Source organism: Qaidamihabitans albus, from assembly GCF_016464705.1.
Classification (GTDB): domain Bacteria; phylum Actinomycetota; class Actinomycetes; order Mycobacteriales; family Pseudonocardiaceae; genus Qaidamihabitans; species Qaidamihabitans albus.
Window position 1 is genome coordinate 31999 of record NZ_JAEHOB010000020.1, and the last position, 13258, is coordinate 45256.

16 protein-coding genes are annotated in these 13258 nt (G+C 70.8%); 3 read left to right on the forward strand and 13 right to left on the reverse strand.

Annotated features, from left to right (window positions below; translation table 11 throughout):
- Position 1: 1 nt before the first annotated feature.
- The 11 genes from secD to JAP66_RS28005 all read right to left on the reverse strand — a co-directional run bounded on the left by secD (position 2) and on the right by JAP66_RS28005 (position 8937).
- Positions 2–1711 (reverse strand): protein translocase subunit SecD, encoded by a 1710-nt coding sequence (gene secD, locus JAP66_RS27955; protein ID WP_199434850.1) that lies wholly within the window; start codon positions 1709–1711, stop codon positions 2–4.
- Between the two features lie 179 nt (positions 1712–1890).
- Positions 1891–2286, reverse strand: coding sequence for a preprotein translocase subunit YajC (gene yajC / locus JAP66_RS27960; RefSeq protein WP_199434851.1), 396 nt, complete (start codon positions 2284–2286; stop codon positions 1891–1893).
- A 145-nt stretch (positions 2287–2431) separates the two neighbouring features.
- Positions 2432–3496, reverse strand: a complete 1065-nt coding sequence (gene ruvB / locus JAP66_RS27965) for a Holliday junction branch migration DNA helicase RuvB (RefSeq protein ID WP_199434852.1) — start codon at positions 3494–3496, stop codon at positions 2432–2434.
- A 9-nt stretch (positions 3497–3505) separates the two neighbouring features.
- A complete protein-coding gene (ruvA, locus tag JAP66_RS27970; protein ID WP_199434853.1) occupies positions 3506–4105 on the reverse strand; it encodes a Holliday junction branch migration protein RuvA in 600 nt (199 codons plus the stop codon).
- The gene (ruvC, locus tag JAP66_RS27975) at positions 4102–4692 is read right to left on the reverse strand and encodes a crossover junction endodeoxyribonuclease RuvC (RefSeq protein WP_199434854.1); all 591 of its coding nucleotides are present in this window, start codon (positions 4690–4692) and stop codon (positions 4102–4104) included. Before ruvC ends, ruvA begins: the two co-directional genes overlap by 4 nt.
- 94 nt (positions 4693–4786) lie before the next feature.
- A complete protein-coding gene (locus JAP66_RS27980; protein WP_199434855.1) occupies positions 4787–5707 on the reverse strand; it encodes an endonuclease/exonuclease/phosphatase family protein in 921 nt (306 codons plus the stop codon).
- Positions 5708–5831: 124 nt separating this feature from the next.
- Positions 5832–6350 (reverse strand): DUF4262 domain-containing protein, encoded by a 519-nt coding sequence (locus JAP66_RS27985; RefSeq protein WP_199434856.1) that lies wholly within the window; start codon positions 6348–6350, stop codon positions 5832–5834.
- Between the two features lie 55 nt (positions 6351–6405).
- The gene (locus JAP66_RS27990; RefSeq protein WP_199434857.1) at positions 6406–7155 is read right to left on the reverse strand and encodes a YebC/PmpR family DNA-binding transcriptional regulator; all 750 of its coding nucleotides are present in this window, start codon (positions 7153–7155) and stop codon (positions 6406–6408) included.
- 45 nt (positions 7156–7200) lie between these two features.
- Complete coding sequence (pdxT, locus tag JAP66_RS27995; protein ID WP_199434858.1) at positions 7201–7821, reverse strand: pyridoxal 5'-phosphate synthase glutaminase subunit PdxT; 621 nt, start codon at positions 7819–7821, stop codon at positions 7201–7203.
- 94 nt (positions 7822–7915) lie between these two features.
- A complete protein-coding gene (locus tag JAP66_RS28000; protein WP_199434859.1) occupies positions 7916–8239 on the reverse strand; it encodes an AzlD domain-containing protein in 324 nt (107 codons plus the stop codon).
- Positions 8236–8937: an AzlC family ABC transporter permease gene (locus tag JAP66_RS28005; RefSeq protein WP_199434860.1), complete on the reverse strand. Its 702-nt coding sequence runs from the start codon at positions 8935–8937 to the stop codon at positions 8236–8238. Before JAP66_RS28005 ends, JAP66_RS28000 begins: the two co-directional genes overlap by 4 nt.
- A gap of 68 nt (positions 8938–9005) precedes the next feature.
- On the opposite strand from JAP66_RS28005, the gene JAP66_RS28010 reads away from it, so the two are divergent.
- Together JAP66_RS28010 and JAP66_RS28015 are read left to right on the forward strand one after the other, a co-directional pair.
- Positions 9006–9572: a helix-turn-helix domain-containing protein gene (locus tag JAP66_RS28010; protein WP_199434911.1), complete on the forward strand. Its 567-nt coding sequence runs from the start codon at positions 9006–9008 to the stop codon at positions 9570–9572.
- A gap of 41 nt (positions 9573–9613) precedes the next feature.
- The gene (locus JAP66_RS28015) at positions 9614–9841 is read left to right on the forward strand and encodes a hypothetical protein (protein ID WP_199434861.1); all 228 of its coding nucleotides are present in this window, start codon (positions 9614–9616) and stop codon (positions 9839–9841) included.
- A gap of 76 nt (positions 9842–9917) precedes the next feature.
- On the opposite strand, the gene JAP66_RS28020 is transcribed toward JAP66_RS28015, so the two are convergent.
- A complete protein-coding gene (locus JAP66_RS28020; RefSeq protein WP_199434862.1) occupies positions 9918–11465 on the reverse strand; it encodes an MFS transporter in 1548 nt (515 codons plus the stop codon).
- Positions 11466–11526: 61 nt separating this feature from the next.
- Here JAP66_RS28020 and JAP66_RS28025 point away from each other — a divergent pair, with 61 nt between their 5' ends.
- Positions 11527–12183, forward strand: a complete 657-nt coding sequence (locus JAP66_RS28025; RefSeq protein ID WP_199434863.1) for a TetR/AcrR family transcriptional regulator — start codon at positions 11527–11529, stop codon at positions 12181–12183.
- Positions 12184–12228: 45 nt separating this feature from the next.
- Here the strand turns inward: JAP66_RS28025 and pdxS are convergent, their stop codons facing one another.
- Positions 12229–13143, reverse strand: coding sequence for a pyridoxal 5'-phosphate synthase lyase subunit PdxS (gene pdxS, locus JAP66_RS28030; protein WP_199434864.1), 915 nt, complete (start codon positions 13141–13143; stop codon positions 12229–12231).
- Between the last annotated feature and the right edge of the window lie 115 nt (positions 13144–13258).

Sequence of the window (13258 nt, forward strand, 5' to 3'; positions counted from 1 at the left end):
GTCAGGCCTCCTTCACGGCTGCGCCGACGCGGCCGGTGGCGCGGCGCCGTTGCTCGCCGAGTCTCTGCACCGTACCCAGACCGGACAGCTTCGGACTGGACAGCCTCTTCGACTTCGCGACCAGTGCCACCAGCGGATGCGTCACCAGGAAGACGACGGTCAGGTCCAGCACCGTGGACATGCCGAGGGTGAACGCGAAGCCCTTCACCTCGCCGACCGCGAGGGCGTAGAGCACGGCCGCGGCCAGGAACAGGATCGCGTCCGAGGCCAGGATCGTGCGCCGTGCGCGGACCCAGCCGCGCGGCACCGCGGAGCGGAACGTCCGGCCCTCTCTCATCTCGTCCTTGAGCCGTTCGAAGTACACGACGAACGAGTCGGCGGTGACACCGATGGCGACGATGAACCCGGCGACGCCCGCGAGGTCGAGGGTGAAGCCGATCCATCGGCCGAGCAGCACCAGCACCGCGTAGACGATCGCCCCGGACAGGATCAGCGACAGCACGGTCAGCACACCCAACATCCGGTAGTAGAACAGGCAGTAGATGAACACCAGGGCGATGCCGATCGCGCCTGCGATCAGGCCCGCCTCCAGCGACGCGAGGCCGAGCGTGGCCGACACCGTGGTCGCGTCCGAGGACGAGAACGACAACGGCAGCGAGCCGTACTTCAGCACGTCGGCCAGGTTCTTCGCCTCCTGCTGCCCGAACTGGCCGGTGATCTCCGTGCGGCCGTCGGGAATGGCCACGGTGATGTTCGGTGCCGACACGACCCGGGTGTCCAGCACGAACGCGGCGCGCTCGTTGATGTTGTTCGACGTGAAGTCGGCCCAGGTATCCGCGCCCTGACTCTTGAAGCTCAGGTTGACCACCCAGGCCCCGCGCTGGTCGTTGAAGCCGGCCGAGGCGTCCTCGATCTGGGTGCCTTCGAGGAAGACCGGCCCGAGGACGTACTTCTCGCTGCCGTCCTCGTTGCACGTCACCAGCGGCAGTTGTGGATCGTCGTTGCCGACGAGGGGGTCCTGCGCGGCACAGTTCAGCTGGGCCATCGCCTGCTGCTGCGCCTGCTGCGCCGCGAGCATGGCCGCCTGGTCGTTCGGGTCGGCCGGAACGAGCGCCGGGTTCTGCCGGACCTCCTTCGCCGCCTGGATCTCGGCGGCAATCTCGTCCTGGACGTTGCCGGAGTCCGGTGGCGGGCTCGGGTCCTGCGCCGGAGCGGCGCCGGGAGCGCTACCACCGCCGGTCGGCGGGGGATCCGGCGTCGCCGACGGCTCGCCGGACGGCTGCCCGGCCTCGCCCTGCTGCTGACCGCCCTGCTGCTGCGGCACCGCCGCAGCGGGCTGGGCGGTGATGACCTTGCGGAAGCCGAGCTTGGCGGTCCGGCCGAGGCTCTTGGCCTGCTCGCCCTCCTCGCCGGGAACGGTGATGATCACGTTCTGCCCGTCGAGCACGACCTCGGCGCCGCTGACACCGATGCCGTTGACGCGGGTCTCGATGATCTGCCGGGCCTGGTTGAGCTGCTCACGCGAGGGCTCGGCGCCGTCCGGCGTACGGGCCGTCAGCGTGACCCGGGTGCCGCCCTGCAGGTCGATGCCCAGTTTCGGGGTCGGCTTGCCGTCGCCGGTGAAGAACACCAGGGAGTACAGCGCCACGACGATCAGGGCGAAAAAGGCGAGATAGCGTCCCGGGCGGACGCGCCCGGCGGGAGGTGCCACGGTCGGTCGGTCTCCTCGAACTGGTTCAGCAGCTTACGGGTCGTTCGTGCCGGTGCTCGGCCGCCGTTCGTGAGACAGCGAACACACGCAGCACCGAGACAGTACTCGGCGCTGCGTGAACACAGTGTTCGACCCTCACCGGTGCGGTTCGCACCGGTGATGCGAAGGGTGCGTCTGCCCTACTTCTTGCCGTGCTCGAGCGGCGGTGCGACCTGGGCGCTCTGCTTGGAGTCGTCCTCCGAGTCGGCCGTCTCGGCGGCGGACTCGGACTCGTCCGCGGAGGAGAGCTCGTCGGTGTCGGCGTCCTCGTCGATCGGGTTGATCTTCTCGCGCACCGCCTGCCGCAGCCACGTCGTGACCAGGCCGTCGGCGATCTCGAGGTCGATCGTGCTCTCGTCGCTGGCGTCCGCCACCGTCGCGTACATACCCGACGTGGTCATGACCCGGTCGCCCTCGGTCAGGCTGTTCTGCAGCTCTTGCTGCTGGGCCTGCAACCTCTTCTGCTTGCGCGTGCCCATCACCAACGGGATGGCGACAACCAGCATGAGCAGCAGCGGCAGGAAAAGGCCTTCCATAATTCTCCATTCGAAGGACGCCGCCGCCTGGGCGATACGTCCCGAGTTTGTCTGGATGTGCTCTATCGAGTGTGCCAGGTGCTGCCGAGAAAGCCAGCACCTGGTATAGCCGCACCCGCAGATGCCCTGTCAGTCGAACAACGTGTCAGTCGAACAACGTCGGCGCACCCTCCGCCCGCGCGAACTCCGCGGGCGGCGAGAGCCCGAGATGTTCCCACGCGGACGCCGTGGCGACGCGACCGCGCGGAGTGCGCGCGAGCATACCCGCGCGCACGAGATACGGCTCACAGACCTCCTCGACCGTCGTCGTCTCCTCCCCCACCGCGACGGCGAGGGTGGACACGCCCACGGGGCCGCCGCCGAACGAGCGGACGAGCGCGGTGAGCACCGCCCGGTCGAGCCGGTCGAGGCCCAGTTCGTCGATGTCGTAGACGTCCAGCGCCGCCCTGACGACCTCCCGCGTGGCGCGGCCGTCGGCGCGGACCTCGGCGTAGTCTCGCACCCGGCGGAGCAGGCGGTTGGCGATCCTGGGTGTGCCGCGCGAACGCCGCGCGATCTCGGCCCTGCCCTCGTCCTCGACCACGATACCGAGGATCGAGGCGGCACGGGCGACGACGAGCTCCAGTTCGGCGGCGGTGTAGAACTCCATCTGGCCGGTGAAGCCGAACCGGTCCCGCAGCGGCCCCGTCAGTGTTCCCGACCGGGTGGTGGCGCCGACCAGCGTGAACGGCGCGATCTCCAGCGGGATGCTGGTGGCACCCGGCCCCTTGCCGACGACGACGTCGACCCGGAAGTCCTCCATCGCGAGGTAGAGCATCTCCTCGGCCGGCCGGGCGATCCGGTGGATCTCGTCGATGAACAGGACGTCGCCCTCCGCGAGGTTGGACAGCATCGCGGCAAGGTCGCCCGCCCGTTCCAGCGCGGGGCCGGAGGTGATCCGGATGGCCGCGTCGAGCTCCGCCGCGATGATCATCGCCATGCTGGTCTTGCCGAGGCCGGGCGGCCCGGAGAGCAGCACGTGGTCGGGCGGCACGCGGCGCCTGCGCGCGCTCTCCAGCACCAGCTGCAACTGCTCGCGCACCCTCGGCTGCCCGACGAAGTCGTCCAGCTTGCGCGGGCGCAGCGTCGTCTCCACCTCGCGCTCGCCCGTCTCCGGGAGCGCCGAAAGCGGGGCGGCGGCCGGCTCCTCGGTCATGTCCTCATCGTGCATCGGCGCCCGCTACTGCTTGCGGCCGAGGGTCGCCAGCGCGGCGCGCAGGACGCTCGACGTGTCCCCGGCACCGTCGGCCGCGACCTTCTCCACGGCCTGCTCGGCCTGCCTGACGGGAAAGCCCAGCCCGACGAGCGCCTCCACCACCTCGGCCCGCATGGCGGAGCCGGCGGGTGCCTGAGCCGTGTCCGGTGCGGCCGCGGGCTCGGCGGCCAGGACCTTGTCCCGCAGTTCCAGCGTGAGCCGCTCGGCACCCTTGCGGCCGATACCGGGGACCTGCGTCAGCACGGTGATGCTGCCTTCGGCGAGCGCGGTCCGCAGTTTGTCGGGTTCCAGCACGGCCAGCGCGGCCAGTGCGAGCCGGGGCCCTATCCCGGAGACGGTCTGCAACAGGGTGAACAGGTCGCGCGCGTCGGTGTCGGCGAACCCGAACAGGGTGAGCGAGTCCTCCCGGACGACGAGCGAGGTGTGCAGCCGCGCCTGCTCGCCGCGGCGCAGGGTCGCCAGCGTCGCCGGGGTGGCCTGCACGGCCATGCCGACCCCGCCGACCTCGATCACCAGGTGGTCGAGCCCGATCGAGAGCACCTCGCCGCGCACCGAGGAGATCATCTTTTCGCTCCCGTCGTCCCGTCCTTCGCGCTCCGGCGGGCCGCGGCCAGCCGGGCCCGGTGGGCACGGGCCAGCTCGGCGGCCCGCGCCTCCGCCTCCTCCAGCCGCGCGCGCATCGGCTCCCGCCACAGGTGGCAGATGGCCAGCGCGAGGGCATCGGCGGCGTCGGCGGGGCTCGGCTTCTCCACGAGCTTGAGCAGCCTGGTGACCATGCCCGTGACCTGCGCCTTGTCGGCTCTGCCGGAACCGGTGACCGCCGCCTTGACCTCACTCGGCGTGTGGAAGACGACCGGCAGCCCGCGGCGGGCGGCGCTCAGCGCCACCACGCCACCGGCCTGGGCGGTGCCCATCACCGTGCGCACATTGTGCTGGCTGAACACGCGTTCGACCGCGACGGCCCCGGGCCGGTAGGTGTCCAGCCACTCCTCGACCGTGTCCGAGATCCGCAGCAGCCGGGCCGCGACGTCGGCGTCGGCGTCGGTTCGCACCACGTCCACGGCGACGCAGGTGATCGTGCGGCCGAGACCGCCATCCACCACACCGAGGCCGCAGCGGGTCAGCCCGGGGTCCACGCCGAGCACTCGCACCGGGTCTCCTTCGCAACGAACACCAGTTCGAGCACGAAGGCTACCGGTCTCCCCCGCCGCCTCCGCCGAGACTCGCCGGAGCGCCGCGGAAGGATCAGGGCAGCCGGACGAGTGCCTGCACCGGGAGGTGGTCCGAGGGGTAGCGGCCGTCCAGCCGGAAGGGGTTGATCGCCGCGGCGATCACCTCGACCCTGGACCCGGCCAGCACCCAGTCGATCCGGTTCGCGCCCTCCACCGGGTCCCGGTAGTTCGGGAACGTCCCCCACGCGGGAGTGCGCCGCTCACCCGCGTCCCAGGTGTCGACCAGCCCGCCGTCGGTGACGAGGACGCGGTAGGACTCCGATCCCGGCGCCGGGGTGTTGAAATCGCCGGTCAGCACCACCGGGACGGCGGGATCGAAGCCGGCGATCCGGTCGCGCACGAGTTCGGCGCTGCGCACGCGCGAGTTCTCCGACCGATGGTCGAAGTGGGTGTTGACGTGCGTGAACTCCTTGCCCGTGCGGCGGTCGCGGAAGCGCACCCACGTCACCATCCGGACGACCGTGTTGCCCCACGACGTCGAGCCGATCACCTCCGGCGTGTCGGACAGCCAGAAGTGGTCGAAGGCGACCGGCCGCACCCGGCGGGTGTCGAAGTACACCGCCATGAATTCGCCGCGGCTACCGCCCTCCCGGCCGAGGCCGATCCAGTCGAAGTACGGCGGCAGGTCCTCGGCAACCTGGCCGACCTGGTGGTACAGCGCCTCCTGCACGCCGAGCACCGTGGGCCGCTCGATCTCGAGGTACCGGGCGAGCACCGGCCTGCGGTCCGCCCACGAGTCCGCGGAGCCCGGCGCAGCGCCGGTGTCGTAGCGAATGTTGAACGAGACCACGTGCAGCCGGTCACCGGTCGCCTCCCCGATCACCGCCCGGCCCGGCCCGCCCCTGGTCCCGCCACGGGCGACACCACCGCCCAGCAGTCCGGCGACCCCGGCCACGCCGGCCATGCCCAGCGCGCTCCGCCGCGAAACGTCCATGACAACCTCCTCGGTCTCTGCTGCTTCGAGGAGGACTCTGTCCGGTGATCGTGTGCGGCGAGCCGCGAGCGGGCGAAGGAAAGGCGAACGGCGGCAGAACTCAAGGAACGTCCACTATGGACGGTCAGGGGCCGTTGCCGCCGGGCGTCCAGCTCTCCGGCGCACCGCTCACCGTGAGCACGGGCTGCCATTGCGCGAAGCCCTCCGGCGCGTCCCGGCTCCACGGCCAGTGTCCCTCCGGCGTCGGAACGATGATCTGCACCGCGGGGAAGTCGCCGTCGGGATAGACCAGGAACGCGCTGCCGAAGAACTCCGGGTAGTGGCCACTGGCCACCTTCTCGAAGGTGATCGGGACGCCGTCGAAGAAGTCGTGGTAGAGCCTGCCGAACTCGAACCGCTCCCCCGCCGCGGCCCGGTCCACGTACGCGTCGAGCAGTACCTGCGCCATGTCGCCGGGCAGCCCGACCACGACCGCCTCCGGCACGCCGTGCAGCGCCCACGCGCAGACGGTGAACGAGTACCCGGCACCGTTCTGGTCAGCGGCGACCGCGATGATCGCGTTGCCGTGTTCCTGGCCCTGGGCGACGATCCACTCGCGCAGTTCCTCGTCGTTGTCCGCAACGGTCTCGGTCACGGCGGACATTGTGCCGTATCGCGGTGGCCGCGCACAGGACCCGCGCCCGGGTTTTCGCCGCCGATCAGCCGACCTCGGCCAGTACCTCGTCGGAGACGTCGAAGTTCGCGTAGACGTTCTGCACGTCGTCGCAGTCCTCGAGGGCATCGATCAGCCGGAACACCTTCTTGGCGCCCTCGGCGTCCAGTGGCACGTTCACCGACGGCATGAAGTTGGCGTCGGCCGACTCGTAGTCGTAGCCGGCCTCCTGCAGCGCGGTGCGGACCGCGACCAGGTCGCCCGCCTCGGAGATGATCTCGAAGCTCTCCCCGAGATCGTTCACCTCCTCCGCGCCGGCGTCCAGCACCGCCATCAGCACGTCGTCCTCGGAGAGGTCCGCCTTCGACATCAGCACGACCCCCTTGCGGTTGAAGAGGTACGCCACGGAGCCCGGGTCCGCCAGCGAGCCGCCGTGCCGGGTCAGCGCCGTGCGCACCTCGCCGGCCGCACGGTTCTTGTTGTCGGTGAGGCACTCGATCAGCACGGCGACGCCGTTCGGGGCGTAACCCTCGTACATGATCGTCTGCCAGTCCGCGCCGCCGGCCTCCTCACCGGCGCCGCGCTTGCGCGCACGCTCGATGTTGTCCTGCGGGACGGAGTTCTTCTTCGCCTTCTGGATGGCGTCGTACAGCGTGGGGTTGCCTTCCGGGTCACCCCCGCCGGTGCGTGCCGCGACCTCGATGTTCTTGATCAGCCTGGCGAACAGCTTGCCACGCTTGGCGTCGAGGGCGGCCTTCTTGTGCTTGGTGGTCGCCCACTTGGAGTGGCCGCTCATCTCTCCTCCATCTGGATCAGTGCTTGCGCGGGACCGTACGGCACCCTAGGTGTCCCGCACGACGCGGACGAACAGCCGATGCACCCGCTCGTCGCCGGTGAGCTCGGGGTGGAACGCGGTGGCGAGCACCGTCCCTTGCCGGACCGCGACGATCCTAGCCGCCGCCGCTCCCGCGTCCCCGGTGTCCGGGATGCGGGCGAGCACCTCGACGCCCTCGCCCGTCTTCTCGACCCACGGCGCGCGGATGAAGATGGCGTGCAGCGGTCCGCCGTCGACGCCGGTGAAGTCGAGATCGCCCTCGAAGGAGTCCACCTGACGGCCGAAGGCGTTGCGCCGCACGACGATGTCCAGCCCGTCCAGCTGGTGCTGGTCCGGCCTTCCGTCGAGCGCCTGCTTCGCCAGCAGGATCATGCCCGCGCACGACCCGAAGGCAGGCAGACCTCCCGCGATCCGCTCGCGCAGCGGTTCGAGCAGGTCGAATGTGGCGAGCAGGCGCGACATCGTGGTGGACTCACCACCCGGCAGCACGATGCCATCCAGTTCGGACAGCTCCTCCGGCCTGCGCACGGGCACCGCACGGGCCCCGGCGCGCTCCAGCATCGCGGCGTGCTCGCGCACGTCACCCTGCAGGGCGAGCACCCCGACGACCGGCCGCACGTTCGACACCCGAGATCCATCCTTCCGGCGATTCCGCTGGTCAACCCTAATGGCGCGGCGCGGACACCGATGAGGGGACCCGAGGTACCACCGGGACGTCCGATCAGGGCACCCCCAGCAGCCGCAGCCCGGCCGCCGTCCCTGCCGCTACCAGTACAACGACGACGAACGGGGCTTTCTTCCAGGCCAGCACCCCGCCCGCGGCGACCCCGGCGGGACGGGCGAACCCGGCGAACTCGTGCCCTTCCAGCAGGGCGGTCGTCGCGACGAGCGCGGCCAGCAGGACCACAGCCGCGACGGCCATCAGCCGCTCCAGCCGCGGCGAGAGCTCGATCCTGGAACGCAGCAACGGACCGGCGATGCGGAAGGCGAACGTGCCCGCGGCGAGCACGACGGTGCACAGAACGAGAACGAGCGGGGTGCTCATCGGCCCGCGACCTCCGTCCTCTTCGTCCGGCCCCCGGAGCCGAGCCCGGCCAGCACGCCGGCGAGCGCCAGCAGGACCGGCAGACCCGCGGGCAGGAAAGGCGCCGTGACCAGGGCGATCGCCACACCCACCAGGGCGGCCCTGCGCGTCGCTGGTTCCCGCAGCGAGGGCAGGAGAAGCGCGAGCAGCACCGCGGGGAACGCGGCGTCGAGACCGAGCACGGCGGTGTCGCTGACGGCCGTCCCGCCGAACGCGCCGAGCACCACACCCACGTTCCAGCTCAGGAAGAGCCCGACCCCGCACGCCCAGTAGGCGGCGCGGCGCCGTTCGGTGTCCCGTTGCGCGAGCGCGAAGGCGACCGTCTCGTCGATCATCAGGTGGCTGCCTGCGATCCGCCGCGCCCAGCCCCCGCCGAGCACGTCGCCGACGGCGAAACCGAACGGGACGTGCCGGGTGTTGACCAGCAGGCCCGCGAGCACGGCGGCGACCGGGTTGCCGCCCGAGGCGACGATGCCGATGAACATGAACTGCGCCGCGCCGGCGAACACCACCAGGGAGAGCAGCATCGGCAGCCACAGCGGGAAGCCCGAGCTCACGGCGATCGCGCCGAACGAGACGCCGACGACGCCGTCGGCGACGCAGACCAGACCGATGTCCCTGGCGAGGTCTCGATCCAGGGTTCGCCATATCGAACGCATAGCATCGTATATTGGACAACGACGCGCACGTTCGTCAAGCCGAACAGAACGACTTCTGGAGCGAACAGATGGCCGAGGGCAGCAACGGCGGCGCCCCGCTCGCCGCGATCGCCGCGTCCCTGCAGCGCGAGCGCAAGCGGGCCGGACTCTCCCTGACCGAGGTGGCCCGCAGGGCGGGCATCGCGAAGTCCACCCTCTCCCAGCTGGAGTCCGGCACCGGGAACCCGAGCGTAGAGACACTGTGGGCGCTGGGCGTCGCGCTGGACGTTCCGTTCGCGCGGCTGGTCGAGCCGCCGCGCCCGCAGGTCCAGGTGATCCGGGCCGGTGAGGGACCCGCGGTGTTCTCCGAGCGCGCCGACTACGTGGCGACGCTGCTCGCGTCCTGCCCGCCGAATGCGCGCCGGGACATCTACCTGATCACCGTGCAGCCCGGTACGCCGCGCGAGTCCGATCCGCACATGCCCGGTGTGGTCGAGCATGTCGTACTCTCGGCGGGCCGGGCGCGGATCGGCGTGGCCGACGACCCGGTCGAGCTGGCCCCCGGTGACTACATCGCCTATCCGGGCGACCAGGCGCACGTCTTCGAGGCGCTGGAACAGCACACGGTGGCGGTGATGGTCTCCGAACACGTGTGAAATGAGCCGGTTCTCGTCGGCTCCGGCGCTAGCCTTGGCGCATGTCCGACAACGCAGATCGGACCCCTCGGGAGCCCCGCAGCCGACGGCCACGGACGCGTGGTGCGCTCACGATCGCGTCGTACGTCGAGCGCGAGGAGTCCAGACTGGCCGCCGAAGGCCCCACCATGGATGGATGGCTAGCCGCCGTGCCCCTCGTGACCTGCGACGCCAAACTCGCCGGCGCCAACGGCCACACCGCGAAGATCGAGCTGTTCCCGACGTCATGAAGAACGGGCCGGCCTCCGCGCGGACGCCGCCCCTGAGGGTGGTCCCGGCCTGCAAGCACGTCGCGACCTCCCGCGTTCAGCCGGCGGAGTCCCCGCCACCCGGGCGCAGCCGCCGCAACATGGTCACCGCCAGCACGGCGAGCACGGCGGAGACCGCGGCCGCGACCCCGGCGACCACGTTGAGACCGGTGGCGAAGGCGTCGCCCGCGGCGGCGAGCACCTCGGCGGCCAGGTTCGCCGGCAGCTCTCCGGCCGAGGCGACGGCACCCGGCAGGGTCTCCCCGGCGGCCTCGGCCGCCTCCTCCGGCACCTCCGCCGGCAGCCCGTCGACGACCTGGGCGCGGTAGACGGCCGCGGCCACACTGCCGAGCGTCGCCACACCAAGTGCGACGCCGAGCTCACCGCTGGTCTCGGCCACCGACGACGCGGAGCCCGCCTTCTCGGGTGGCGCCGAGCCGACGATCAGGTCGATCCCCAGCACACCCACGGGCGCCGCACCGAGAAAGCCGATGACGAGGCCGGTCGTCAGCAGCATCAGCCCTGATCCACGGTCGACCTGCGTGAGCAGCGCGAAGCCGAGCGCGGACACGACCAGCCCGGCCGCGATCACCATGGCGGGCCGCACCCGGCGCGCCAGCAGCGGGGCCATCAGCGAGCCGGCCACCAGGGCCAGCGCGGGCGGCATCAGCCACAGCCCGGCCCGCATCGGGGACAGTCCCTCCACCAGTTGCAGATACTGGCTGACGACCAGATAGCTCCCGCCCTGCAGGACCATGCCGAGCAGCAGGATCACCAGCGCGGCGCTGAAGGCCCGGTTGCGGAACAGCCGTGGATCCAGCAACGGGTCCGCAAGGCGCCGCTGCCTGCGCACGAAGACCACTGCGAACACCACCCCGGCAACCGTGGCCACGATCGCCGGCCAGCCCGCGTCCTCGCTCGCCAGCTCCTTGAGGCCGTATACCACCGGCAGGATCGCCGCCAGTGACAGCGCGACGCTGGCCAGGTCAAGGCGGCCGGAGCCGGTGCCGCGACCACCGGGCAGCACGAACGGCGCCGACACGAGCAGCACCAGCATCACCGGGACGCCGAGGAGGAACACCGAGCCCCACCAGAACCACTCCAGCAGCGCGCCGCCGACCACCGGCCCGACCGCGCCACCACCCATGAAACAGCTGACGAAGACACCGATGGCGAAGCCCCGCTGCCGTGGGTTCTGGAACATCGTGCTGATCAGCGCGAGGGACGAGGGCATCAGCGTCGCCCCGGCGATCCCGAGGAGCACGCGGGCGGCGATGAGCATCTCGGCGCTCACCGAGTAGGCGGCCAGCACGGACGCCGCACCGAAAGCGGTCGCGCCGATCAGCAGCAGCCTGCGCCTGCCGATCCGGTCGCCGAGGCCGCCCATCGTCACCAGGAAGCCCGCGATCAGGAAGCTGTAGCTGTCCATGATCCACAGCTGCTGGGTCTGCGTCGGCCGCAGGTCGGCGCTCAGGTGCGGCAGCGCGAGGAACAGCACCGTGTTGTCGACGGCCAGCAGCAGCGTGGGCAGGGCGAGCACCGCGAGCCCTGCCCACGCGCGCCTCCCGGCCCGCGGTACGGCCTCGGCGGAGGCATCCGACGTCATTCGCACCACCTTCTCTATAACATTACGTGTCGTAACGTAATTTATAGATAGGATCGCTGCCATGCAACCCAGTCGCGCAGCCACGCGAGCGGGCAGGCCACGGGACTCGCAGATCGACGTGGCCCTGCTCGACGCGACGCTCGCCGTCCTCGACGAGTCGGGATACGGCCGGCTCACCCTGGAGGAGGTCGCGCGGCGGGCGGGCACCACCAAGCCGGCGATCTACCGCCGCTGGCCCACCCGCCAGCACCTCGTGCTCGCCGCCCTCGCGCGGCGGCTCGGCGAGGTCACGGTCCCCGACACCGGCTGCACGATGTGCGACCTCAACGAGGGCATCAGCGTCTTCGTCGCCGCCTTCCGGCGGATGCCACCGGACGTGCTCGGCCCGCTGCTCGCCGACTGCGCGACGCGCGACGAGCTGCGTGCGGACTTCATGACCATGCTGTTCGACCCGCCTCGCGCCGCCGTCGAGCGGATGCTCACCAGCGCGATCGCGCGCGGGGACCTGCGTGAGGACGTCGAGCTGGACCTGACCCTCGACCTGCTCGGGTCACTCGTGCACTACCGGGTCCTGTTCGGTCACGCGCCGATCAGCGACGCCGAGATCGAGCGGGCCGTGGAGACCCTCCTGCGGGGCATCGCCACCGACTACCCGCGCCTGCTGGAGCACAGCCGCGAACAGTCGGGCGACTCAGCGACCCACCAGCTGCACACATGACGACGGCCCGGCATCCCGTCGGGACGCCGGGCCGGTCCGGACGGACTACCAGCCGCGCTCGGCGAGCCGGTGCGGCTCGGGGACGTCGTCGACGTTGATGCCCACCATGGCCTCACCGAGGCCACGGGACACCTTCGCCAGCACGTCCGGGTCGTCGTGGAAGGTGGTGGCCTTCACGATCGCCTCGGCCCGCTGGGCCGGGTTCCCGGACTTGAAGATGCCGGAACCGACGAACACGCCCTCGGCGCCGAGCTGCATCATCATGGCCGCGTCCGCGGGCGAGGCGATGCCGCCCGCCGTGAACAGCACCACCGGCAGCTTGCCTGTCGCGGCGATCTCCTTCACCAGCTCGTACGGCGCCTGCAGGTCCTTCGCCGCCACGTAGAGCTCGTCCTCGGGCAGCGCGGCGAGCCTGCGCAGCTCCGTGCGGATCTTGCGCATGTGGGTGGTCGCGTTGGACACGTCACCGGTACCGGCCTCACCCTTCGACCGGATCATCGCCGCACCCTCGTTGATCCGGCGCAGAGCCTCGCCGAGGTTGGTGGCGCCGCACACGAACGGGACGGTGAACGCCCACTTGTCGATGTGGTTGGCGTAGTCGGCCGGGGTCAGCACCTCGGACTCGTCGACGTAGTCGACACCGAGGGACTGCAGCACCTGCGCCTCGACGAAGTGACCGATGCGGGCCTTGGCCATGACCGGGATCGACACCGTCGAGATGATGCCGTCGATCAGGTCGGGATCGCTCATCCTGGCCACGCCGCCCTGCGCGCGGATGTCCGCGGGCACGCGCTCGAGCGCCATCACCGCGACCGCACCGGCGTCCTCGGCGATCTTCGCCTGCTCGGGTGTGACGACGTCCATGATCACGCCGCCCTTGAGCATTTCCGCCATGCCGCGCTTCACGCGCGCGGTGCCGGTCTCGGGCAGGGAGGAGTGCTGGGACAGGGCGTCTGACACGGCGGGACCTTTCACGAAAGGGGGCTTTCCTTTTTCCCAGGATACGTGTGACGTGGACCGCTGACACAGGCCATTGCGCGGCAATCTCAGCAGTCCACTTCTCCACTTGTTCCGG

What these genes read in the sequence shown, in the direction of transcription:
- yajC (WP_199434851.1), bottom strand. Translation starts at nt 2,286, where the DNA reads ATGGAAGGCCTTTTCCTGCCGCTGCTGCTCATGCTGGTTGTCGCCATC.
- ruvB (WP_199434852.1), bottom strand. Translation starts at nt 3,496, where the DNA reads ATGCACGATGAGGACATGACCGAGGAGCCGGCCGCCGCCCCGCTTTCG.
- ruvA (WP_199434853.1), bottom strand. Translation starts at nt 4,105, where the DNA reads ATGATCTCCTCGGTGCGCGGCGAGGTGCTCTCGATCGGGCTCGACCAC.
- JAP66_RS27980 (WP_199434855.1), bottom strand. Translation starts at nt 5,707, where the DNA reads ATGGACGTTTCGCGGCGGAGCGCGCTGGGCATGGCCGGCGTGGCCGGG.
- JAP66_RS27985 (WP_199434856.1), bottom strand. Translation starts at nt 6,350, where the DNA reads ATGTCCGCCGTGACCGAGACCGTTGCGGACAACGACGAGGAACTGCGC.
- JAP66_RS27990 (WP_199434857.1), bottom strand. Translation starts at nt 7,155, where the DNA reads ATGAGCGGCCACTCCAAGTGGGCGACCACCAAGCACAAGAAGGCCGCC.
- JAP66_RS28000 (WP_199434859.1), bottom strand. Translation starts at nt 8,239, where the DNA reads ATGAGCACCCCGCTCGTTCTCGTTCTGTGCACCGTCGTGCTCGCCGCG.
- JAP66_RS28005 (WP_199434860.1), bottom strand. Translation starts at nt 8,937, where the DNA reads ATGCGTTCGATATGGCGAACCCTGGATCGAGACCTCGCCAGGGACATC.
- JAP66_RS28010 (WP_199434911.1), top strand. Translation starts at nt 9,006, where the DNA reads ATGGCCGAGGGCAGCAACGGCGGCGCCCCGCTCGCCGCGATCGCCGCG.
- JAP66_RS28015 (WP_199434861.1), top strand. Translation starts at nt 9,614, where the DNA reads ATGTCCGACAACGCAGATCGGACCCCTCGGGAGCCCCGCAGCCGACGG.
- JAP66_RS28020 (WP_199434862.1), bottom strand. Translation starts at nt 11,465, where the DNA reads ATGACGTCGGATGCCTCCGCCGAGGCCGTACCGCGGGCCGGGAGGCGC.
- JAP66_RS28025 (WP_199434863.1), top strand. Translation starts at nt 11,527, where the DNA reads ATGCAACCCAGTCGCGCAGCCACGCGAGCGGGCAGGCCACGGGACTCG.